We start from the raw sequence: 15,092 nt of genomic DNA on the forward strand, positions 1-15,092 counted from the left end.
CCCCGTCCGGCGGATTACGGGCTTCGGTCAGCCTTTGGTATGGTGGGAGAACGACCGGCCGGGCACCCGTGTGTCCCGGCCATCAAGTGGAGGCTCCGATCTCCCACCTGGTTGGCCTTTCGGCCGACGGGTCCCCGGTCAGACGGTTTCCGGTCAGCATGACACCACCGGGCACCGTCCGATGCGCCCCGCGGAATAACGCGGCGGTGCTCCCCGGTTGTGAGGAGCCCCGCCTGTGTACCGTACGGGGCGTTTTTTGCGCCTTGGGTACGGGGTCGGAAGAACCAGACAGACTCATGCGCGGCTGTCGGCCAGTCAGCCGCGTGGTGCAACCGAGGAGGCCCCATCAGCGCCGAGCCCCGCATCAACGACCGGATTCGCGTTCCCGAGGTTCGACTTGTCGGTCCCAGCGGCGAGCAGGTCGGCATCGTGCCGCTTGCGAAGGCCCTGGAGCTTGCGCAGGAGTACGACCTCGACCTGGTCGAGGTCGCGGCGACCGCCCGTCCGCCCGTGTGCAAGCTCATGGACTACGGGAAGTTCAAGTACGAGTCGGCCATGAAGGCCCGTGAGGCGCGCAAGAACCAGGCGCACACGGTCATCAAGGAGATGAAGCTCCGGCCGAAGATCGACCCGCACGACTACGACACCAAAAAGGGTCACGTCGTCCGGTTCCTCAAGCAGGGTGACAAGGTCAAGATCACGATCATGTTCCGTGGTCGCGAGCAGTCCCGGCCGGAGCTGGGTTACCGGCTCCTGCAGCGGCTCGCGGAGGACGTCCAGGACCTCGGCTTCATCGAGTCGAACCCGAAGCAGGACGGCCGGAACATGATCATGGTCCTCGGTCCGCACAAGAAGAAGACCGAGGCAATGGCCGAGGCCCGCGAGGCGCAGGCCGCCCGCAAGGCCAGCCGCCTGGGTGAGGCCCCGGCCGACGACGACGTCTCCCACGACGAGGCCGTGTCCCACGACGACGTCGAGGTGCCGGACGAGGCCCAGGCCGACGCCTGAGACGAGACGAACACCCCGGAGCCTCCGGCTCCGGGCCGTAATGCAGGACTGACGCTCTCCGTGCGCCCACCGGCGGACGGGAGGGCCAGCGACGAGGAGACTACGGCGCCATGCCGAAGAACAAGACGCACAGCGGTGCGAGCAAGCGCTTCAAGATCACCGGCTCCGGCAAGGTGCTGCGCGAGCGCGCCGGCAAGCGCCACCTGCTTGAGCACAAGCCGTCCAGCAAGACGCGCGCCCTCACCGGCACCGTCGAGGTCGCCAAGTCGGACGCCAAGAAGATCAAGAAGCTTCTCGGCAAGTGACGGCGGTGCCCCGACGGGGGCACGCCGTTCCGATCCGGGACCTCATTCGCTTTCGGACCGTGTGAGCATCACCGCGGTCCCCTAGAAGGAGTTATCAAGTGGCACGCGTCAAGCGGGCAGTCAACGCCCAGAAGAAGCGCCGGGCAATCCTCGAGCAGGCCAGCGGTTACCGCGGTCAGCGTTCGCGCCTGTACCGCAAGGCCAAGGAGCAGGTCACCCACTCCCTGGTCTACAACTACAACGACCGCAAGAAGCGCAAGGGCGACTTCCGTCAGCTCTGGATCCAGCGGATCAACGCCGCTGCCCGCGCCAACGGCATCACCTACAACCGCTTCATCCAGGGCCTGAAGGCCGCCAACGTCGAGGTGGACCGCAAGATCCTCGCCGAGCTGGCCGTCAACGACGCGAACGCCTTCGCGGCGCTGGTCGAGGTCGCCCAGAAGGCGCTGCCTTCCGACGTGAACGCGCCCAAGGCGGCCTGACGCCGACACGCGCCCTGTTCACGGTACGGTTCCGGGCCCGCGGGTGGTTGTCCCCTGCGGGCCTGTGCCATGCCCGCTTCCCCCGGATCCGGAAGGCGAGTCACCCATGCCAGCCCCCGAGCTGACCTCGTTGCGTTCGACGCGCGTCACCGCCGCGCACCGGCTGGCCAAGCGCAGCTTCCGCGGCAAGGAGCGCCGCTTCCTCGCCGAGGGACCGCAGGCCGTACGGGAGGCCATCGCGCACCCCGGCACCGAGGGCGGCAGGACCCTGGTCGAGCTGTACGCCACCCCGGAGGCCGCTGAGCGGCACGCCGACATCGTGGCCGCCGCCCGTACCGTCGGCGCGCCCGTACTGACCGCGACCCCCGAGGTGATGGCGGAGATCTCCGACACCGTCACCCCGCAGGGCCTGGTCGGTGTGTGCCGCTTCCTCGACTCGCCGTTCGAGGAGATCCTGCGCGCCGGGCCCCGGCTGGTCGCCGTGCTCGCCAACGTCCGCGACCCCGGCAACGCCGGTACGGTGCTGCGCTGCGCAGACGCCGCGGGCGCCGACGCGGTGGTGCTCACCGACGCGTCCGTGGACCCGTACAACCCCAAGGCCGTACGCGCCTCCGCGGGCAGCCTGTTCCACCTGCCGGTCGCCGTCGGCGTGCCCGTCGACACCGCCGTGGCAGGACTGCGGGCCGCCGGGGTACGGGTGGTGGCCGCCGACGGCGCGGGCGGGCGGGACCTGGACGGCGAGCTGGACGAGGGCACCATGAACGGCCCCACCGCCTGGATCTTCGGCAACGAGGCGTGGGGCCTGCCCGAGGAGACCCGCGCGCTGGCCGACGAGGTCGTCCGCGTCCCGATCCACGGCCGCGCCGAAAGCCTCAACCTCGCGACGGCCGCCGCCGTCTGCCTCTACGCCTCCGCGCGGGCGCAGCGCGCGCCCGGAGGGTGCCGCAGCGTCACATCCACCTAGTAGGGTGGCGGCCCGGGGGCCCTGAAAGGGGAGTGGCGGGGATGGATGTGACGGTGCCAGAGGACGAGGCGCGCAGCGCCGTCCTGGGCCGGACCGCGCGCTCCGCGGGACCGCGGACACCGGGGCCTGTCGGCCACGAAGCGGAATCGCGGGACACCGCGGCGCGCGCCGCCCGCCCGCTCGGCGCGGAACCGTTCGGCGTCGACTCCCTGGGCCTGGACCCGGACGACCTCCCCGACGGCCTGGTGGTCGCCGACGAGCGCGGCCGGGTGATCGCCTTCAACGCCGCCGCCGCCCGGATCACCGCCCTGCACCCGCGCGACGTGCTCGGCAAATCCGTGGAGCGCGCGCTGCCGCTGGAAGACCTCGAAGGCCGCCGCTGGTGGGCGCTCACCGACCCGTACGGCGGCCTGGCCATCAGGGTCGGCCAGCCGGAACGCAATCTGCTGCTGCCCGGCGGTCGCGAAGTGCTGGTCGCCGCCCGCTACGTGCGCGAATACCCCACGGGACCGGTGCGCCGTCTGGTGGTCTCGCTGCGCGGCACCGAGGCCCGCCGCCGTACCGAACGCAGCCACGCCGAGCTGATCGCCACCGTCGCGCACGAACTGCGCTCGCCGCTCACCTCGGTCAAGGGCTTCACCGCCACCCTGCTCGCCAAGTGGGAACGCTTCACCGACGATCAGAAGAAACTCATGCTGGAGACCGTCGACGCCGACGCCAACCGGGTCACCCGGCTGATCGCGGAACTCCTCGACATCTCCCGGATCGACTCCGGCCGCCTGGAAGTGCGCCGCCAGCCGGTGGACATGGCGGCGGCCGTGCAGCGGCACGTGGACGGCCATGTCGCCGCGGGCCAGCGGGCCGACCGCTTCCGGGTGCGGGTCACCCAGCCGCTGCCCGCGCTGTGGGCCGACCCCGACAAGGTCGACCAGGTCCTCGGCAATCTGCTGGAAAACGCGGTGCGGCACGGCGAGGGGACTGTCACCATCGACGTAGAGCCCTCGTTCTCCGCGCAGGAGCGGAGCTGCACCGGCACAGCGGTGACCGTGAGCGACGAGGGCCCCGGCATTCCGGAGGAGTCGATGGGCCGCGTCTTCACCCGCTTCTGGCGGGGCAGCAAGCGCGGCGGCACCGGCCTCGGGCTGTACATCGTCAAGGGCATCGTCGAGGCGCACGGCGGCACCATCTCCGTCGGCAGGGCCCCCGGCGGCGGCGCCCAGTTCCGATTTATTCTGCCCGTCGGGGCACCCGCTTTCATGGCCTGACCGGCCGCGCGGGCAGAGCGTTCGCCGGGGATGTCGTCCCGGCGGACCACCGACGGGCGTGATCAGGCGGTCCACGCGGCGCCGGTAGAATCGGGCTTCGGTATGTGTCCGGTCGGGCAGAGCCTCCACTCGGAGACTCCGTCCTGGGAGGCGCCCCCACCACCATCCACTGCGGAACGGGAAAAGATGTCGGCACCGAACAAGTCGTACGACCCTGTGGAGGTCGAGGCGTTGAAGCCGGAGGAGATCGAGCGGATGCGCGACGCGGCGCTGGCCGCCGTCGCCGCCGCCACCGACCTCGACGCGCTCGCGCACGCGAAGACCGCGCACACCGGCGGCGCCTCGCCGCTGGCGCTCGCCAACCGCGAGATCGGCGCGCTGCCGCCGCAGGCCAAGGCGGAGGCGGGCAAGCGCGTCGGCCAGGCGCGCGGCGCGGTCAACAAGGCGCTGGCCGCCCGGCAGGCCGAGCTGGAGGCGGAGCGCGACGCCCGCGTGCTGGTCGAGGAGGCCGTGGACGTCACGCTGCCCTACGACCGGCGCCCGGTCGGCGCGCGGCACCCGCTCACCACGCTCTCCGAGCGCATCGAGGACATCTTCGTGGCCATGGGCTACGAGGTCGCCGAGGGTCCCGAGGTCGAGAGCGAGTGGTTCAACTTCGACGCCCTCAACTTCCCGCCCGACCACCCCGCCCGCGAGACCCAGGACACCTTCTTCGTCGAGGGCCCCGAGGGCCCCGGCGGCAGCGGCGAGTCCGGCGTGGTGCTGCGCACCCACACCTCCCCGGTGCAGATCCGCGCCCTGCTGGAGCGCGAGCTGCCCGTCTACGTGATCGCGCCGGGCCGCGTCTACCGCTCCGACGAGCTGGACGCCACCCACACCCCGGTCTTCGCGCAGGTCGAACTGCTCGCCGTGGACGAGGGCCTGACCATGGCCGACCTCAAGGGCACCCTCGACCACATGGTGGTCTCGCTGTTCGGCGAGGGCATGACGACGCGGCTGCGGCCCAACCACTTCCCGTTCACCGAGCCGTCCGCCGAGATGGACATGCTCTGCTACGTCTGCCGCGGCGACTCGGTCGGGAATCCCGACCGCCCCTGCCGCACCTGCTCCTCCGAGGGCTGGATCGAGCTGGGCGGCTGCGGCGTCGTCAACCCCAGGGTGCTCACCGCCTGCGGCGTCGACCCGGAGAAGTACAGCGGTTTCGCGTTCGGCTTCGGCATCGAGCGGATGCTGATGTTCCGCCACAGCGTCGAGGACATGCGAGACATCGTCGAGGGTGATGTGCGCTTCACCCTTCCGTTCGGGATGGAGATCTGATGCGGGTCCCGCTTTCTTGGCTGCGGGAGTACGTCGAACTGCCCGCCGGTGAGACCGGCCGCGACGTCCAGGCCAAGCTCATTTCCGCCGGTCTCGAAGTCGAGACCGTCGAACAGCTCGGCGCCGGGCTCAAGGGCCCGCTGGTCGTCGGCAAGGTGCTGACCATCGAGGAGCTGGAGGGCTTCAAGAAGCCGATCCGCTTCTGCACGGTCGACGTCGGCGACGCCAACGGAACCGGCGAGCCGCAGGAGATCGTCTGCGGCGCCCGCAACTTCGCGGTCGGCGACAAGGTCGTCGTGGTGCTGCCAGGCGCCGTGCTGCCCGGCGACTTCGCGATCGCCGCGCGCAAGACGTACGGCCATGTCTCGCACGGCATGATCTGCTCCGCGCAGGAGCTGGGCATGGGCGACGACCACGAGGGCATCATCGTGCTGCCGCCCGAGCACGAGGTGGGCACCGATGCCGTCGAGCTGCTCGAACTGGTCGACGAGGTCCTGGACATCGCCGTCACGCCGGACCGCGGCTACGCGCTGTCGATGCGCGGCGTCGCCCGCGAGGCGGCCATCGCGTACGGCGTCTCGCTGCGCGACCCGGCGCTGATCGACGTGCCCGCGCCCAACGCGTTCGGCTACCCGGTCAAGGTCGCCGACCCGGTCGGCTGCGACCGCTTCACCGCCCGTACGGTCACCGGTCTCGACCCCGAGGCGCGGTCGCCGATCTGGCTCCAGCGCAGGCTCCAGAAGGTCGGCATGCGGCCGATCTCGCTGGCCGTGGACATCACCAACTACGTGATGTTCGAGCTGGGCCAGCCGCTGCACGCCTACGACCGCTCGCGGATCGAAGGGCCGATCGGGGTGCGCCGCGCGCTGCCCGGCGAGAAGCTGACGACGCTGGACGACGTCGAGCGCACGCTGGACCCCGAGGACCTGGTCATCACGGACGACTCCGGGGCGATCGGCCTCGCGGGCGTGATGGGCGGCGCGAACACCGAGATCGCCGCGCCCGCCACCGACCCGGAGACCGGCGTCGTCACCGGCACCACCGAGATCGTCATCGAGGCCGCGCACTTCGCGCCGGTCACCATCGCCCGCACCGCGCGCCGCCACAAGCTCGGCTCCGAGGCGTCCAAGCGGTTCGAGCGCGGCAGCGACCCGCAGGCCACCTCGGCCGCGGCCCAGCGCGCGGTCGACCTGCTGACGGGCCTGGCGGGCGGCACCGCGGACCCCGGCGTCACCGAGGTCGTCTCACCGTCGGCCCCGCGCACCGTCGCGATGGCCGCCGACCACCCGGACCGCGTCGCGGGCACCGAGTACGGCCGTGAGACCGTCGTCCGCCGCCTCCAGGAGATCGGCTGCGACGTCTACGGCAGCGACGAGCTGATCGTCACCGTGCCGAGCTGGCGCCCCGACCTGGCCTTCCCCAACGACCTCGCCGAAGAGGTCATCCGGCTCGAAGGCTACGAGAATCTGCCGTCGACGCTGCCCAAGCCGCCCGCCGGACGCGGGCTGACCGAGTCGCAGCTCCTGCGCCGCCGGGTCGGCCGGGCCCTGGCCGGCGCCGGATACGTGGAGGCGCCGAGCTACCCCTTCGTCAGCGCCGAGGTCTTCGACCAGCTCGGGCTCGACGCGGACGACCCGCGCCGCCGCACGGTGACCGTCGCCAACCCGCTCTCGGACACCGAGCCCGGTCTGCGCACGACGCTGCTGCCCGGTCTGCTGGCCACGCTGCGCCGCAATCTGGGCCGCGGCACGCACGACCTGGCGCTCTTCGAGACCGGTCTGGTCTTCCTGCCGACCGGCGCGGAGAAGACGCCGCCGCGTCTCGCGGTCGACCGCCGTCCGACGGACGCGGAGATCGCGCGGCTCCAGGAGGCGCTGCCGGACCAGCCCCGCCGGGTCGCCGTCGTGCTCTGCGGCGCCCGCGACCGTACCGGCTGGTGGGGCGCCGGACACCCGGCGACCTGGGCCGACGCGGTCGAGGCGGCCCGTACCGTGGCCCGCGAGGCCAGGGTCGAGCTGAGCGTCCGCCAGGACCAGCACGCCCCCTACCACCCGGGCCGCTGCGCCGCGCTGTACGCGGTGGTCGACGGCCAGGAGACGCTGGTGGGCAACGCGGGGGAGCTGCACCCGAGGGTCACCAAGGCGCTCGGCCTGCCCGAGCGGACCTGCGCGATGGAACTGGACATGGACCAGGTCGAGCGCGCGGGCGGCGACCGGCCCACCGGGCCGCGGGTGTCCACCTTCCCGGTGGCGACCCAGGACGTGGCGCTCGTCGTCGACTCCTCGGTCCCGGCCGCCGACGTCGAGCGCGCGCTGCGCGACGGCGCCGGTGAACTCCTCGAATCGCTCCGGCTGTTCGACATCTTCACCGGCGAGCAGATCGGTGAGGGCCGCAAGTCCCTCGCCTACGCGCTGCGCTTCCGGGCCCCCGACCGCACGCTGACGGCCGAGGAGACCACGGCGGCGCGTGACGCGGCGGTCGCCAGCGCCCACGCCCTCACCGGGGCGGTGCTGCGCGGCGCCTGACGGCGCGCAGGACCCGAGAAGGGGGGCCGTCCCGGACGCACCGGGGCGGCCCCCTTCGTCTTTCGGGGAGTGCTCAAGGGTTTCGTCGCTCATTCGAGTGATTACCCCGTTCGGCGGGCCACTTGTGCGCGGGGAATGGCCAGAATCGGTCGGGATGCGGGAGCCGGGCATGCGGGCCGCGGCTCCGACGCTGCCGCGACCGCGGCTTCTGGGGGGAGCCGGGCGGATGATCCGAAACCGGGCAGTCCGTGCGCTGCGAAGGGTGCCGTGGGCGCTGGTACCCGCCGTGTGGGTGGCGGTGATGGGCGTGCTCACCTGGCAGTTGTCCGAAGGCGCGGACGTGCTGCCCGCCCTCGCCGTGACACCCGCGGTGGCCTGCGCGGCGGGCGCCCGGCGGCTCTGGGTGTTCGGCAGCGGGCTGCTGGCGCTCGGCGTGCTGGGCGCGGAACTGGCCGACGACTCCTTCGACGGCTTCGGCCCGGTGCTCGGCGCCGCGGCCGCCGTGGTCGCGGTGATAGCCGCGGCGATGTGGACCGCCCGCCGCCGGTCGCTGCTCTGCGACGAGCTGGACCGTACGCGGGAGATCGCCGTCGCCGCCCAGCAGGTGCTGCTGCGGCCGCTGCCGCGCAGAGCGGGCGGCTGGACGGTGGCGGGGGAGTACGTGTCGGCCAGCCGGGGCGCTCACGTCGGCGGCGACTTCTACGAGGTGCTGGCCACGCCGTTCGGGGTGCGGGCGCTCATCGGGGACGCGCGCGGCCACGGCCTGCCCGCGATCGGCATGGTCGCCGCGCTGCTCGGCAGCTTCCGCGAGGCGGCCCATCAGGAGCCCGAACTGGCGGGCGTGCTGCGGCGGTTGGACGGGGCCCTGCGACGCCATCTGCGGGAGCGGACCCGCGGTGAGCACCCGGCGGCGGCCGGTGTCCCGCCACAGGATCCGGTCGCCGAGGAATTCGCCACCCTCCAACTCGTCGAGCTCGCCGACGACGGCGCCTACCGGATCGTCAACTGCGGCCACCCGCAGCCGTATCTGCTCGACGCCGCGCCCGGTCCGCTGCCGATCGGCGAACCCCTGCCGCCGCTGGGCCTGTTCGACCCGGCGCGGACGGCCGCACCGGCCGCCACCGGCCATGTGCCGCCCGGCGACGGGCTGTTGCTCTGCACCGACGGCATGCAGGACGCGCGGGACGCCGAGGGCGTCTTCTTCCCGCTGGCCGACGCCCTGGCCGACGCGGCCGACGTACGCCCCGGCACCCCGCTGTCCGGCCGCGCCGTCGCCGCGGACCTGCGCGCCGCCGTCCTGCGGCACGCCGCCGACCGCCCCGCCGACGACGTGGCCCTGCTGGTGCTCGTACGGGACGGCGTACGGCCGGCGGCCCGGCCGCGTACGGCGGCGCTCTCCGGAGTGCCGCGCCGCTGAACGCCCCCTTCCTTGGTAGATATGGGCGGATTGCTCGCCTCTACGAAGGAAGGGGACGGCGTGGTGACAGTGACCGGGCACAGTGCCCCCGCCCGCGGCGTCGCGCCCGCCGCCGTATCGGCCGCGGAACTCCTGGCCGTCATCGGCCCCGCGGGTCCCGAACGCACCGCGATGCTGGTCGCGCTCGGGCGCGGGCTGCGGCCCGGCGGGCGCAGGACCGGCGTGGCGCGGGTGTACGGCCCCGGGGCCCCCGACCCGTACGACCGCGTCGGTGAACTCCTCGACCTGGCGGCCGTCCACGCGGGCCTGCGTGTCGGTGCCCGGCGCATCCACGAAGCCCTGGCCGCCGCCGGGCTCACCCTGGCCGACCACCCCGACCCGGAGCGGCCCGGCGTCATCCCCCGCCGCGCCCGCTTCGAACACCTGGGGGTCTGCGACCAGCTTCTCCTGGCCGTCGCCCTGGCCCTCATCCCGGCCCCGGACGTCCTCCTGGTCGACCCCGCCGACCTCGCCGTTCCGGCCGAGGGCCGGATCTGGGCCCGCCTCCGCGGGGTCGCCGCCGCGGGCACCCTCGTGATCGCCGCCGCCCCCGCGGCGGACGTGGCGGGCGACCACGCCCACCGCACCGTGGTGCTCCCGCACGGGGAAGCCGTTTGACCTGCCGGTCACCACGGGCACGTGGACGCCCTTTGACCGCCGGTCACCACCGGTACGTGGACGGCCTTTGACCTGCCGGTCACTACCGGCCCCGGTGGGGCGGTTGCCGCATCCCCCCGACCACCCGCCGGTGATGGGTTTCCCGCGCAGTTCCCCGCGCCCCTTCGGCCACGCGCCGTAGCCCGGCCGGGTGTTCGCCGGGTGCCGGTGCGTCGTGGTTGCTCGCGCAGTTCCCCGCGCCCCTTCGGGTACGCGCTGTGGACCCGGCCGGGTGTTCGCCGACTTCCGGTGCGTTGTGGTTGCTCGCGCAGTTCCCCGCGCCCCTTCGGATACGCGCTGTGGGTCTGGCCGGGTGTTCGCCGGGTGCCGGTGCGTTGTGGTTGCTCGCGCAGTTCCCCGCGCCCCTTCGGGGGCGTGGGTGCTCGGCTGGGTGCGCTGGGTTTTTAGGGGCGCGGGGAACTGCGCGGCCGGCCGGGGCGGTGGTGCGCTGTGCGGACCGGCCCCAGCGGGGCAGATCCTGTGGGGGCTCCGGGCCGGAGGCCCGGTGGTTACGCGGGAGCCGGGAGCGCGGCGGCGGGGTGGGGGCGGACGTACGCGCTACGTGGAAGCCTGGAGCGCAGCGACGACGGCTGAGGTGAGGGCGTCGAGCTGCGCTCGGGAGTAGGCGGCGCGCATGACGGCCAGACGCCAGTAGAGCGGGCCCGCGATGAGGTCGAGGGCGAGCTCGGGATCGGCGCTGGGGGACAGCTCGCCGCGCGCGGCGGCCTGGCGTATGACGGCGACGGTGATCCCGCCCTGGGCCTCGCGCAGCGCGGTGCGCAGCGTGTCGGCCAGCTCGGGACTGCGAGCGGCCTCGGCCAGCAGATCGGGGATGATCTGCGCCGCGACCGGATGCCGCAGGGCCCGCGCGCTGACGTCGAGCAGGGCGCGGACGTCCCCGTACAGCGTGCCGGTGTCGGGCACGGGAAGGCCCTGCGCGGCGAAGTCGGACACCATGTCGAGGACCAGCGGCAGCTTCGAGCGCCACCGGCGGTACACGGCGGCCTTGCCGACCCCCGCGCGCCGGGCGATGCCCTCCATCGACATGCGCCCGTATCCGACGGCGGCCAGCTCGGCGAAGACGGCCGCCCGGATCGCCTCGGTGACGTCCTCGCGCAGCACGGCGGCGCCCGCCGGGGCGCGGCGCGGACCGCCGGTCGTCGTGGACGGAGAAGCGGCCTCGGCGGAGTCGGTCATGCGAGCGATCCTAACCCGACGTGACGACGGAACGGTTGCGTTCCATCCCGCGACTGCTCTACCGTCGACCGTGACGACGATACGGGCCCGTTCCGTCGTTGCGCAAGTGTCTCCCCATGCCCGTCACCCGAAGGCAGCCGCCCATGCCCGTCGCCTCTCCCGCCGTGATCACCGCCCCGCGCGCACCCGCTCGGCCGGGCCCCGCGGACCTCGCTCCCGCCGCGCTCGCCGCCGCCCACGGCCTGACCGTCAGCGGCGCCCGCCCCGGAATCGTGGAGTACACCCGGCGGCTCTGGGCCCGCCGCCACTTCGTCACCACCTTCGCCGGTGCCCGGCAGGCCGCCCTCTACAGCGACGCGCGCCTCGGCCAGCTCTGGCAGGTGCTCACCCCGCTGCTCAACGCGGCCGTCTACTTCCTGATCTTCGGACTGCTGCTCGGCGCGGGCCGCGGCGTCACGGACTACATCCCGTTCCTGTGCACCGGGGTCTTCGTCTTCACCTTCACCCAGTCGGCCGTCCTCGGCGGCGCCCGCTCGCTGACCGACAACATCGGACTCGTCCGCGCCCTGCACTTCCCGCGCGCCTGCCTGCCGATCGCCGCCACCCTGCTCCAGCTCCGGCAGCTCCTGCTCTCCCTCGGCGTGCTCTCGGTCATCGTGGTCGCCGAGGGCATCCCGGTCACCACCCGCTGGCTGCTCGCCGTCCCCGCGCTGGCCCTCCAGTCGCTCTTCAACGCGGGGCTGGCCCTGGGCCTGGCCCGCGTCGGCGCCAGGACCACCGACTTCGCCCAGGTGCTGCCCTTCGTGCTGCGGACCTGGATGTACGTCTCCGGGGTCTTCTACGACCTCTCCCGGTTCACCGTCGGCGCGCCGCACGCCGTCGCGGTGATGCTCAACGTCAACCCCGCCCTGGTATATGTCGGTCTGATGCGTTTCGCGCTGATCGACAGCGTCACCCGCGAACAGCTCCCGCCGCACATCTGGCCGCTCGCGGTCGGCTGGGCGGCCGTGGCCGCCTGCGCAGGGTACGCGTTCTTCTGGTCGTCGGAGGAGGAGTACGGCCGTGGCTGAACCAACGGACGAGGCAACGCAGGAGACCGCGCTGAACGCCGTCCCGAACAGCGCCAGGGGCCTGGCCCCCGAGCTGGCCGCCGCCCTGAACCCGAAGATCGCCCCGGAGGTCGCCCCGCGCCTGGTCCAGCCCCTGGTGCCCACCGTCATCGTCGACGGGCTGCACGTCGTCTACCGGATCTACGGCGCGGGCACCGGCCGGGGCAACGCGACCTCCGCCCTGCACCGGCTGGTCTCCCGCAGGGCCTCGCCGAACGTCCACACCGTGCACGCGGTCAGGGGCGTCACCTTCACGGCCTACCGCGGTGAGGCGATCGGCATCATCGGCTCCAACGGCTCGGGCAAGTCCACCCTGCTCAAGGCCATCGCGGGCCTGCTCCCCGCCGACCGCGGCCGGGTCTACACCGACGGCCAGCCGTCCCTGCTCGGCGTCAACGCCGCCCTGCTCAACGACCTGACCGGCGAGCGCAACGTCATCCTCGGCGGCCTGGCCATGGGCATGTCCCAGGAGGAGGTGCGCGAGCGGTACGACGGCATCGTCGAGTTCTCCGGGATCAACGAGAAGGACGACTTCATCTCGCTGCCGATGCGGACGTACTCCTCCGGCATGGCCGCCCGGCTGCGGTTCTCGATCGCGGCGGCCAAGAACCACGACGTGCTGATGATCGACGAGGCGCTGGCCACCGGTGACCGCGCCTTCCAGAAGCGCTCGGAGGACCGGATCAGGGAGCTGCGCAAGGAGGCGGGCACCGTCTTCCTCGTCAGTCACAACAACAGCTCCATCCGCGACACCTGCGACCGCGTGATCTGGCTGGAGAAGGGCGAGCTGGTGATGGACGGCCCGACCGAAGAGGTCGTCGCCGCCTACGAGGAGCACAGCGGCGGCAGCTGAACCGCTGGTCGCGGCACATGTCGATGCCGTCGGGGCTTGAAGTACGGAGCCCGCTCCTGCATCGTCTCCAGGGAGATCACCGCGCCGGGACGGCTTTCGAGCGGCCCGTACCCGGCGCGGGTGCGGGGACGCCGGTACCCGGACGGCTCGCGGTCACGAGCCGATGTGGTGCCGGCCACTGTGTTCACAGCACAGTGCGCCACGATTCTCTGCGTCGTCGGCACATTGTCGGGTGTATCCGGGCTTTCTAGCCTCGGACCCAGGGCCTCGGAGTACCCGGGGCCGCCCGGCCCCATCGACCAGGCTCCCGTCCCGCACCGCGTCGAACCAAAGGACGACAGCAATGACCAGGAAGCACCTCAAGCCGTCCGTCGCGGTCGCGGCATGTGCGGTCGCGGCCGTAACGCTCGCCGCCTGCGGTTCCGGCTCAGGCTCCGGCGCCAAGGCGAGCGCAGGCCCGACCTCGTACGTCTCCGGCGGCACGTTCAACGTCGGGCTCAACGACGACCCGGGCAGCCTCTCGCCGCTCACCGGGGTCTCGCTCGTGCAGCGCCAGCTCGTGCCGTACGCCTACGAATCGCTCGTCTACACCTCGGGGGACGGCCAGTCCCTGCCGTGGCTCGCGCAGAGCTGGACGCAGACCCCCACCTCCGTGACGTACACCCTCAAGGACGGCGTCACCTGTTCCGACGGCAGCACGTTCACGGCCGCGACGGCCGCGAACAACATCACCTACCAGGCGGACGCCAAGCACGGCACCTTCTGGCACGGCTCCGACGTCACCGCCGACATGAAGGCCACGGCCGAGGGCAACAAGCTCACGATCACCTCGAAGACCAGCAACCCGTTCCTGCTCAGCATGACGGGCGAGGTCGAGATGGTCTGCCAGGGCGGCCTCGACAAGCCCGACTCGCTGAAGAACGCGACCAACGGCACGGCGCTGTTCCACCTGACCACCGCCAAGGCGGGCAACGAGTACGTCTACACCAAGCGCACCGACTACACCTGGGGACCCCAGGGCGTCACCAGCAGCACCAAGGGGCTGCCCGACAAGGTCGTCGGGAAGGTCGTGACCGACGAGTCCACGGCGGCGAACCTGCTGCTGTCCGGCGGACTCAACGCGGCAGGCGTGGCGGGCACCGACCGCGACCGCCTCCAGGCCGCCAAGCTGGCGTCCAAGGGCGTGCCGAACCCGATCGGCGAGATGCTCTTCAACGAGCGCTCCAGCCGGCCGACCTCCGACGAGCGCGTGCGCAAGGCGCTCACACTCGCCCTCGACCGCTCCTCGGTCGGCGACCTCGTCACCAACGGCCACTCCGAGGAGATGAAGTCGCTGGTCGTCCAGGCGCCGTTCCTGTGCGTCAAGGGCGGCCCGAAGTGGACGCTGCCCGCCACCGACAAGGCGAAGGCCGGCGCGCTGCTGGACGAGGCCGGTTACCCGGCAGGCTCCGGCGGCAAGCGCTCCAAGGACGGCAAGCCGCTGACCATCCGCTTCCTGTACGACGCGGGCACGCCCAGCCACTCCGCCGCCGCCGAGGAGATCCAGGCCGAGTGGAAGGAGATCGGCGTCGACACCAAGCTCGTCGCCGAGGACCCGACCGGCTGGTCCACCGACCTCTACCAGTCCTACGACTGGGACACCGGCTTCATCCAGCTCGCCCCCAACAAGCCCTCCACGCTCAGCCTGTTCTTCCTCGGCGCCACCAGCGAGAAGGGCGGCTACAACTTCATGGACGTGCGCAACCCCGCGTACGACGACCTGGCCAAGCAGGCGATGACCGCCAAGGACACCACGGCGGCGTGCGACCTGTGGCAGAGCGCGGAGAAGGAACTGATCGACCGGGCCGACGCCTACCCCCTCGCGCAGACCGCGGCGCCGACCTTCTTCAACAAGGCCACCGCCGACGTGCCCTGGGGCATCGCGCCGACGACCATCCGCATGCTGGGCTGACGG

General features: G+C 72.4%; 13 protein-coding genes. 12 read left to right on the forward strand and 1 reads right to left on the reverse strand.

The window, feature by feature from the left end:
- Positions 1–345 precede the first annotated feature (345 nt).
- From infC to ACIOC1_RS32695, 9 genes are all read left to right on the forward strand, one after another.
- Positions 346–1,008, forward strand: a complete 663-nt coding sequence (gene infC, locus ACIOC1_RS32655; RefSeq protein WP_401857819.1) for a translation initiation factor IF-3 — start codon at positions 346–348, stop codon at positions 1,006–1,008.
- 110 nt (positions 1,009–1,118) lie between these two features.
- Positions 1,119–1,313, forward strand: a complete 195-nt coding sequence (gene rpmI, locus ACIOC1_RS32660) for a 50S ribosomal protein L35 (protein ID WP_327291998.1) — start codon at positions 1,119–1,121, stop codon at positions 1,311–1,313.
- A 98-nt stretch (positions 1,314–1,411) separates the two neighbouring features.
- Entirely contained in the window at positions 1,412–1,795 is a 384-nt protein-coding gene (gene rplT, locus ACIOC1_RS32665) for a 50S ribosomal protein L20 (protein WP_018564305.1), read from the forward strand.
- Positions 1,796–1,901: 106 nt separating this feature from the next.
- Positions 1,902–2,759, forward strand: coding sequence for a TrmH family RNA methyltransferase (locus ACIOC1_RS32670; protein WP_401721246.1), 858 nt, complete (start codon positions 1,902–1,904; stop codon positions 2,757–2,759).
- 41 nt (positions 2,760–2,800) lie between these two features.
- On the forward strand, positions 2,801–4,024 hold the full coding sequence (locus ACIOC1_RS32675; protein ID WP_401857783.1) for an ATP-binding protein: 1,224 nt from the start codon (positions 2,801–2,803) through the stop codon (positions 4,022–4,024).
- A 186-nt stretch (positions 4,025–4,210) separates the two neighbouring features.
- Complete coding sequence (pheS, locus tag ACIOC1_RS32680) at positions 4,211–5,341, forward strand: phenylalanine--tRNA ligase subunit alpha (protein ID WP_391046334.1); 1,131 nt, start codon at positions 4,211–4,213, stop codon at positions 5,339–5,341.
- Entirely contained in the window at positions 5,341–7,866 is a 2,526-nt protein-coding gene (gene pheT, locus ACIOC1_RS32685; protein ID WP_401857786.1) for a phenylalanine--tRNA ligase subunit beta, read from the forward strand. The genes pheS and pheT overlap by 1 nt, the downstream gene beginning before the upstream one ends.
- A gap of 262 nt (positions 7,867–8,128) precedes the next feature.
- The gene (locus tag ACIOC1_RS32690; RefSeq protein ID WP_401857789.1) at positions 8,129–9,283 is read left to right on the forward strand and encodes a PP2C family protein-serine/threonine phosphatase; all 1,155 of its coding nucleotides are present in this window, start codon (positions 8,129–8,131) and stop codon (positions 9,281–9,283) included.
- 60 nt (positions 9,284–9,343) lie between these two features.
- Entirely contained in the window at positions 9,344–9,940 is a 597-nt protein-coding gene (locus ACIOC1_RS32695; protein WP_401857792.1) for a hypothetical protein, read from the forward strand.
- Positions 9,941–10,537: 597 nt separating this feature from the next.
- Here ACIOC1_RS32695 and ACIOC1_RS32700 read toward each other — a convergent pair.
- The gene (locus tag ACIOC1_RS32700) at positions 10,538–11,176 is read right to left on the reverse strand and encodes a TetR/AcrR family transcriptional regulator (RefSeq protein ID WP_355332851.1); all 639 of its coding nucleotides are present in this window, start codon (positions 11,174–11,176) and stop codon (positions 10,538–10,540) included.
- Between the two features lie 143 nt (positions 11,177–11,319).
- Between ACIOC1_RS32700 and ACIOC1_RS32705 the strand changes: the two genes are divergently transcribed.
- The 3 genes from ACIOC1_RS32705 to ACIOC1_RS32715 all read left to right on the forward strand — a co-directional run bounded on the left by ACIOC1_RS32705 (position 11,320) and on the right by ACIOC1_RS32715 (position 15,089).
- On the forward strand, positions 11,320–12,246 hold the full coding sequence (locus ACIOC1_RS32705; RefSeq protein WP_355333572.1) for an ABC transporter permease: 927 nt from the start codon (positions 11,320–11,322) through the stop codon (positions 12,244–12,246).
- Positions 12,247–12,382: 136 nt separating this feature from the next.
- Positions 12,383–13,138 (forward strand): ATP-binding cassette domain-containing protein, encoded by a 756-nt coding sequence (locus ACIOC1_RS32710; protein WP_391161383.1) that lies wholly within the window; start codon positions 12,383–12,385, stop codon positions 13,136–13,138.
- A gap of 343 nt (positions 13,139–13,481) precedes the next feature.
- Positions 13,482–15,089 (forward strand): ABC transporter substrate-binding protein, encoded by a 1,608-nt coding sequence (locus ACIOC1_RS32715; RefSeq protein ID WP_391160979.1) that lies wholly within the window; start codon positions 13,482–13,484, stop codon positions 15,087–15,089.
- Positions 15,090–15,092: the final 3 nt, after the last annotated feature.

Source organism: Streptomyces sp. NPDC088197 (assembly GCF_044741185.1).
GTDB lineage: Bacteria > Actinomycetota > Actinomycetes > Streptomycetales > Streptomycetaceae > Actinacidiphila.

What these genes read in the sequence shown, in the direction of transcription:
- rpmI (WP_327291998.1), top strand. Translation starts at nt 1,119, where the DNA reads ATGCCGAAGAACAAGACGCACAGCGGTGCGAGCAAGCGCTTCAAGATC.
- ACIOC1_RS32670 (WP_401721246.1), top strand. Translation starts at nt 1,902, where the DNA reads ATGCCAGCCCCCGAGCTGACCTCGTTGCGTTCGACGCGCGTCACCGCC.
- ACIOC1_RS32675 (WP_401857783.1), top strand. Translation starts at nt 2,801, where the DNA reads ATGGATGTGACGGTGCCAGAGGACGAGGCGCGCAGCGCCGTCCTGGGC.
- pheS (WP_391046334.1), top strand. Translation starts at nt 4,211, where the DNA reads ATGTCGGCACCGAACAAGTCGTACGACCCTGTGGAGGTCGAGGCGTTG.
- pheT (WP_401857786.1), top strand. Translation starts at nt 5,341, where the DNA reads ATGCGGGTCCCGCTTTCTTGGCTGCGGGAGTACGTCGAACTGCCCGCC.
- ACIOC1_RS32700 (WP_355332851.1), bottom strand. Translation starts at nt 11,176, where the DNA reads ATGACCGACTCCGCCGAGGCCGCTTCTCCGTCCACGACGACCGGCGGT.
- ACIOC1_RS32705 (WP_355333572.1), top strand. Translation starts at nt 11,320, where the DNA reads ATGCCCGTCGCCTCTCCCGCCGTGATCACCGCCCCGCGCGCACCCGCT.
- ACIOC1_RS32715 (WP_391160979.1), top strand. Translation starts at nt 13,482, where the DNA reads ATGACCAGGAAGCACCTCAAGCCGTCCGTCGCGGTCGCGGCATGTGCG.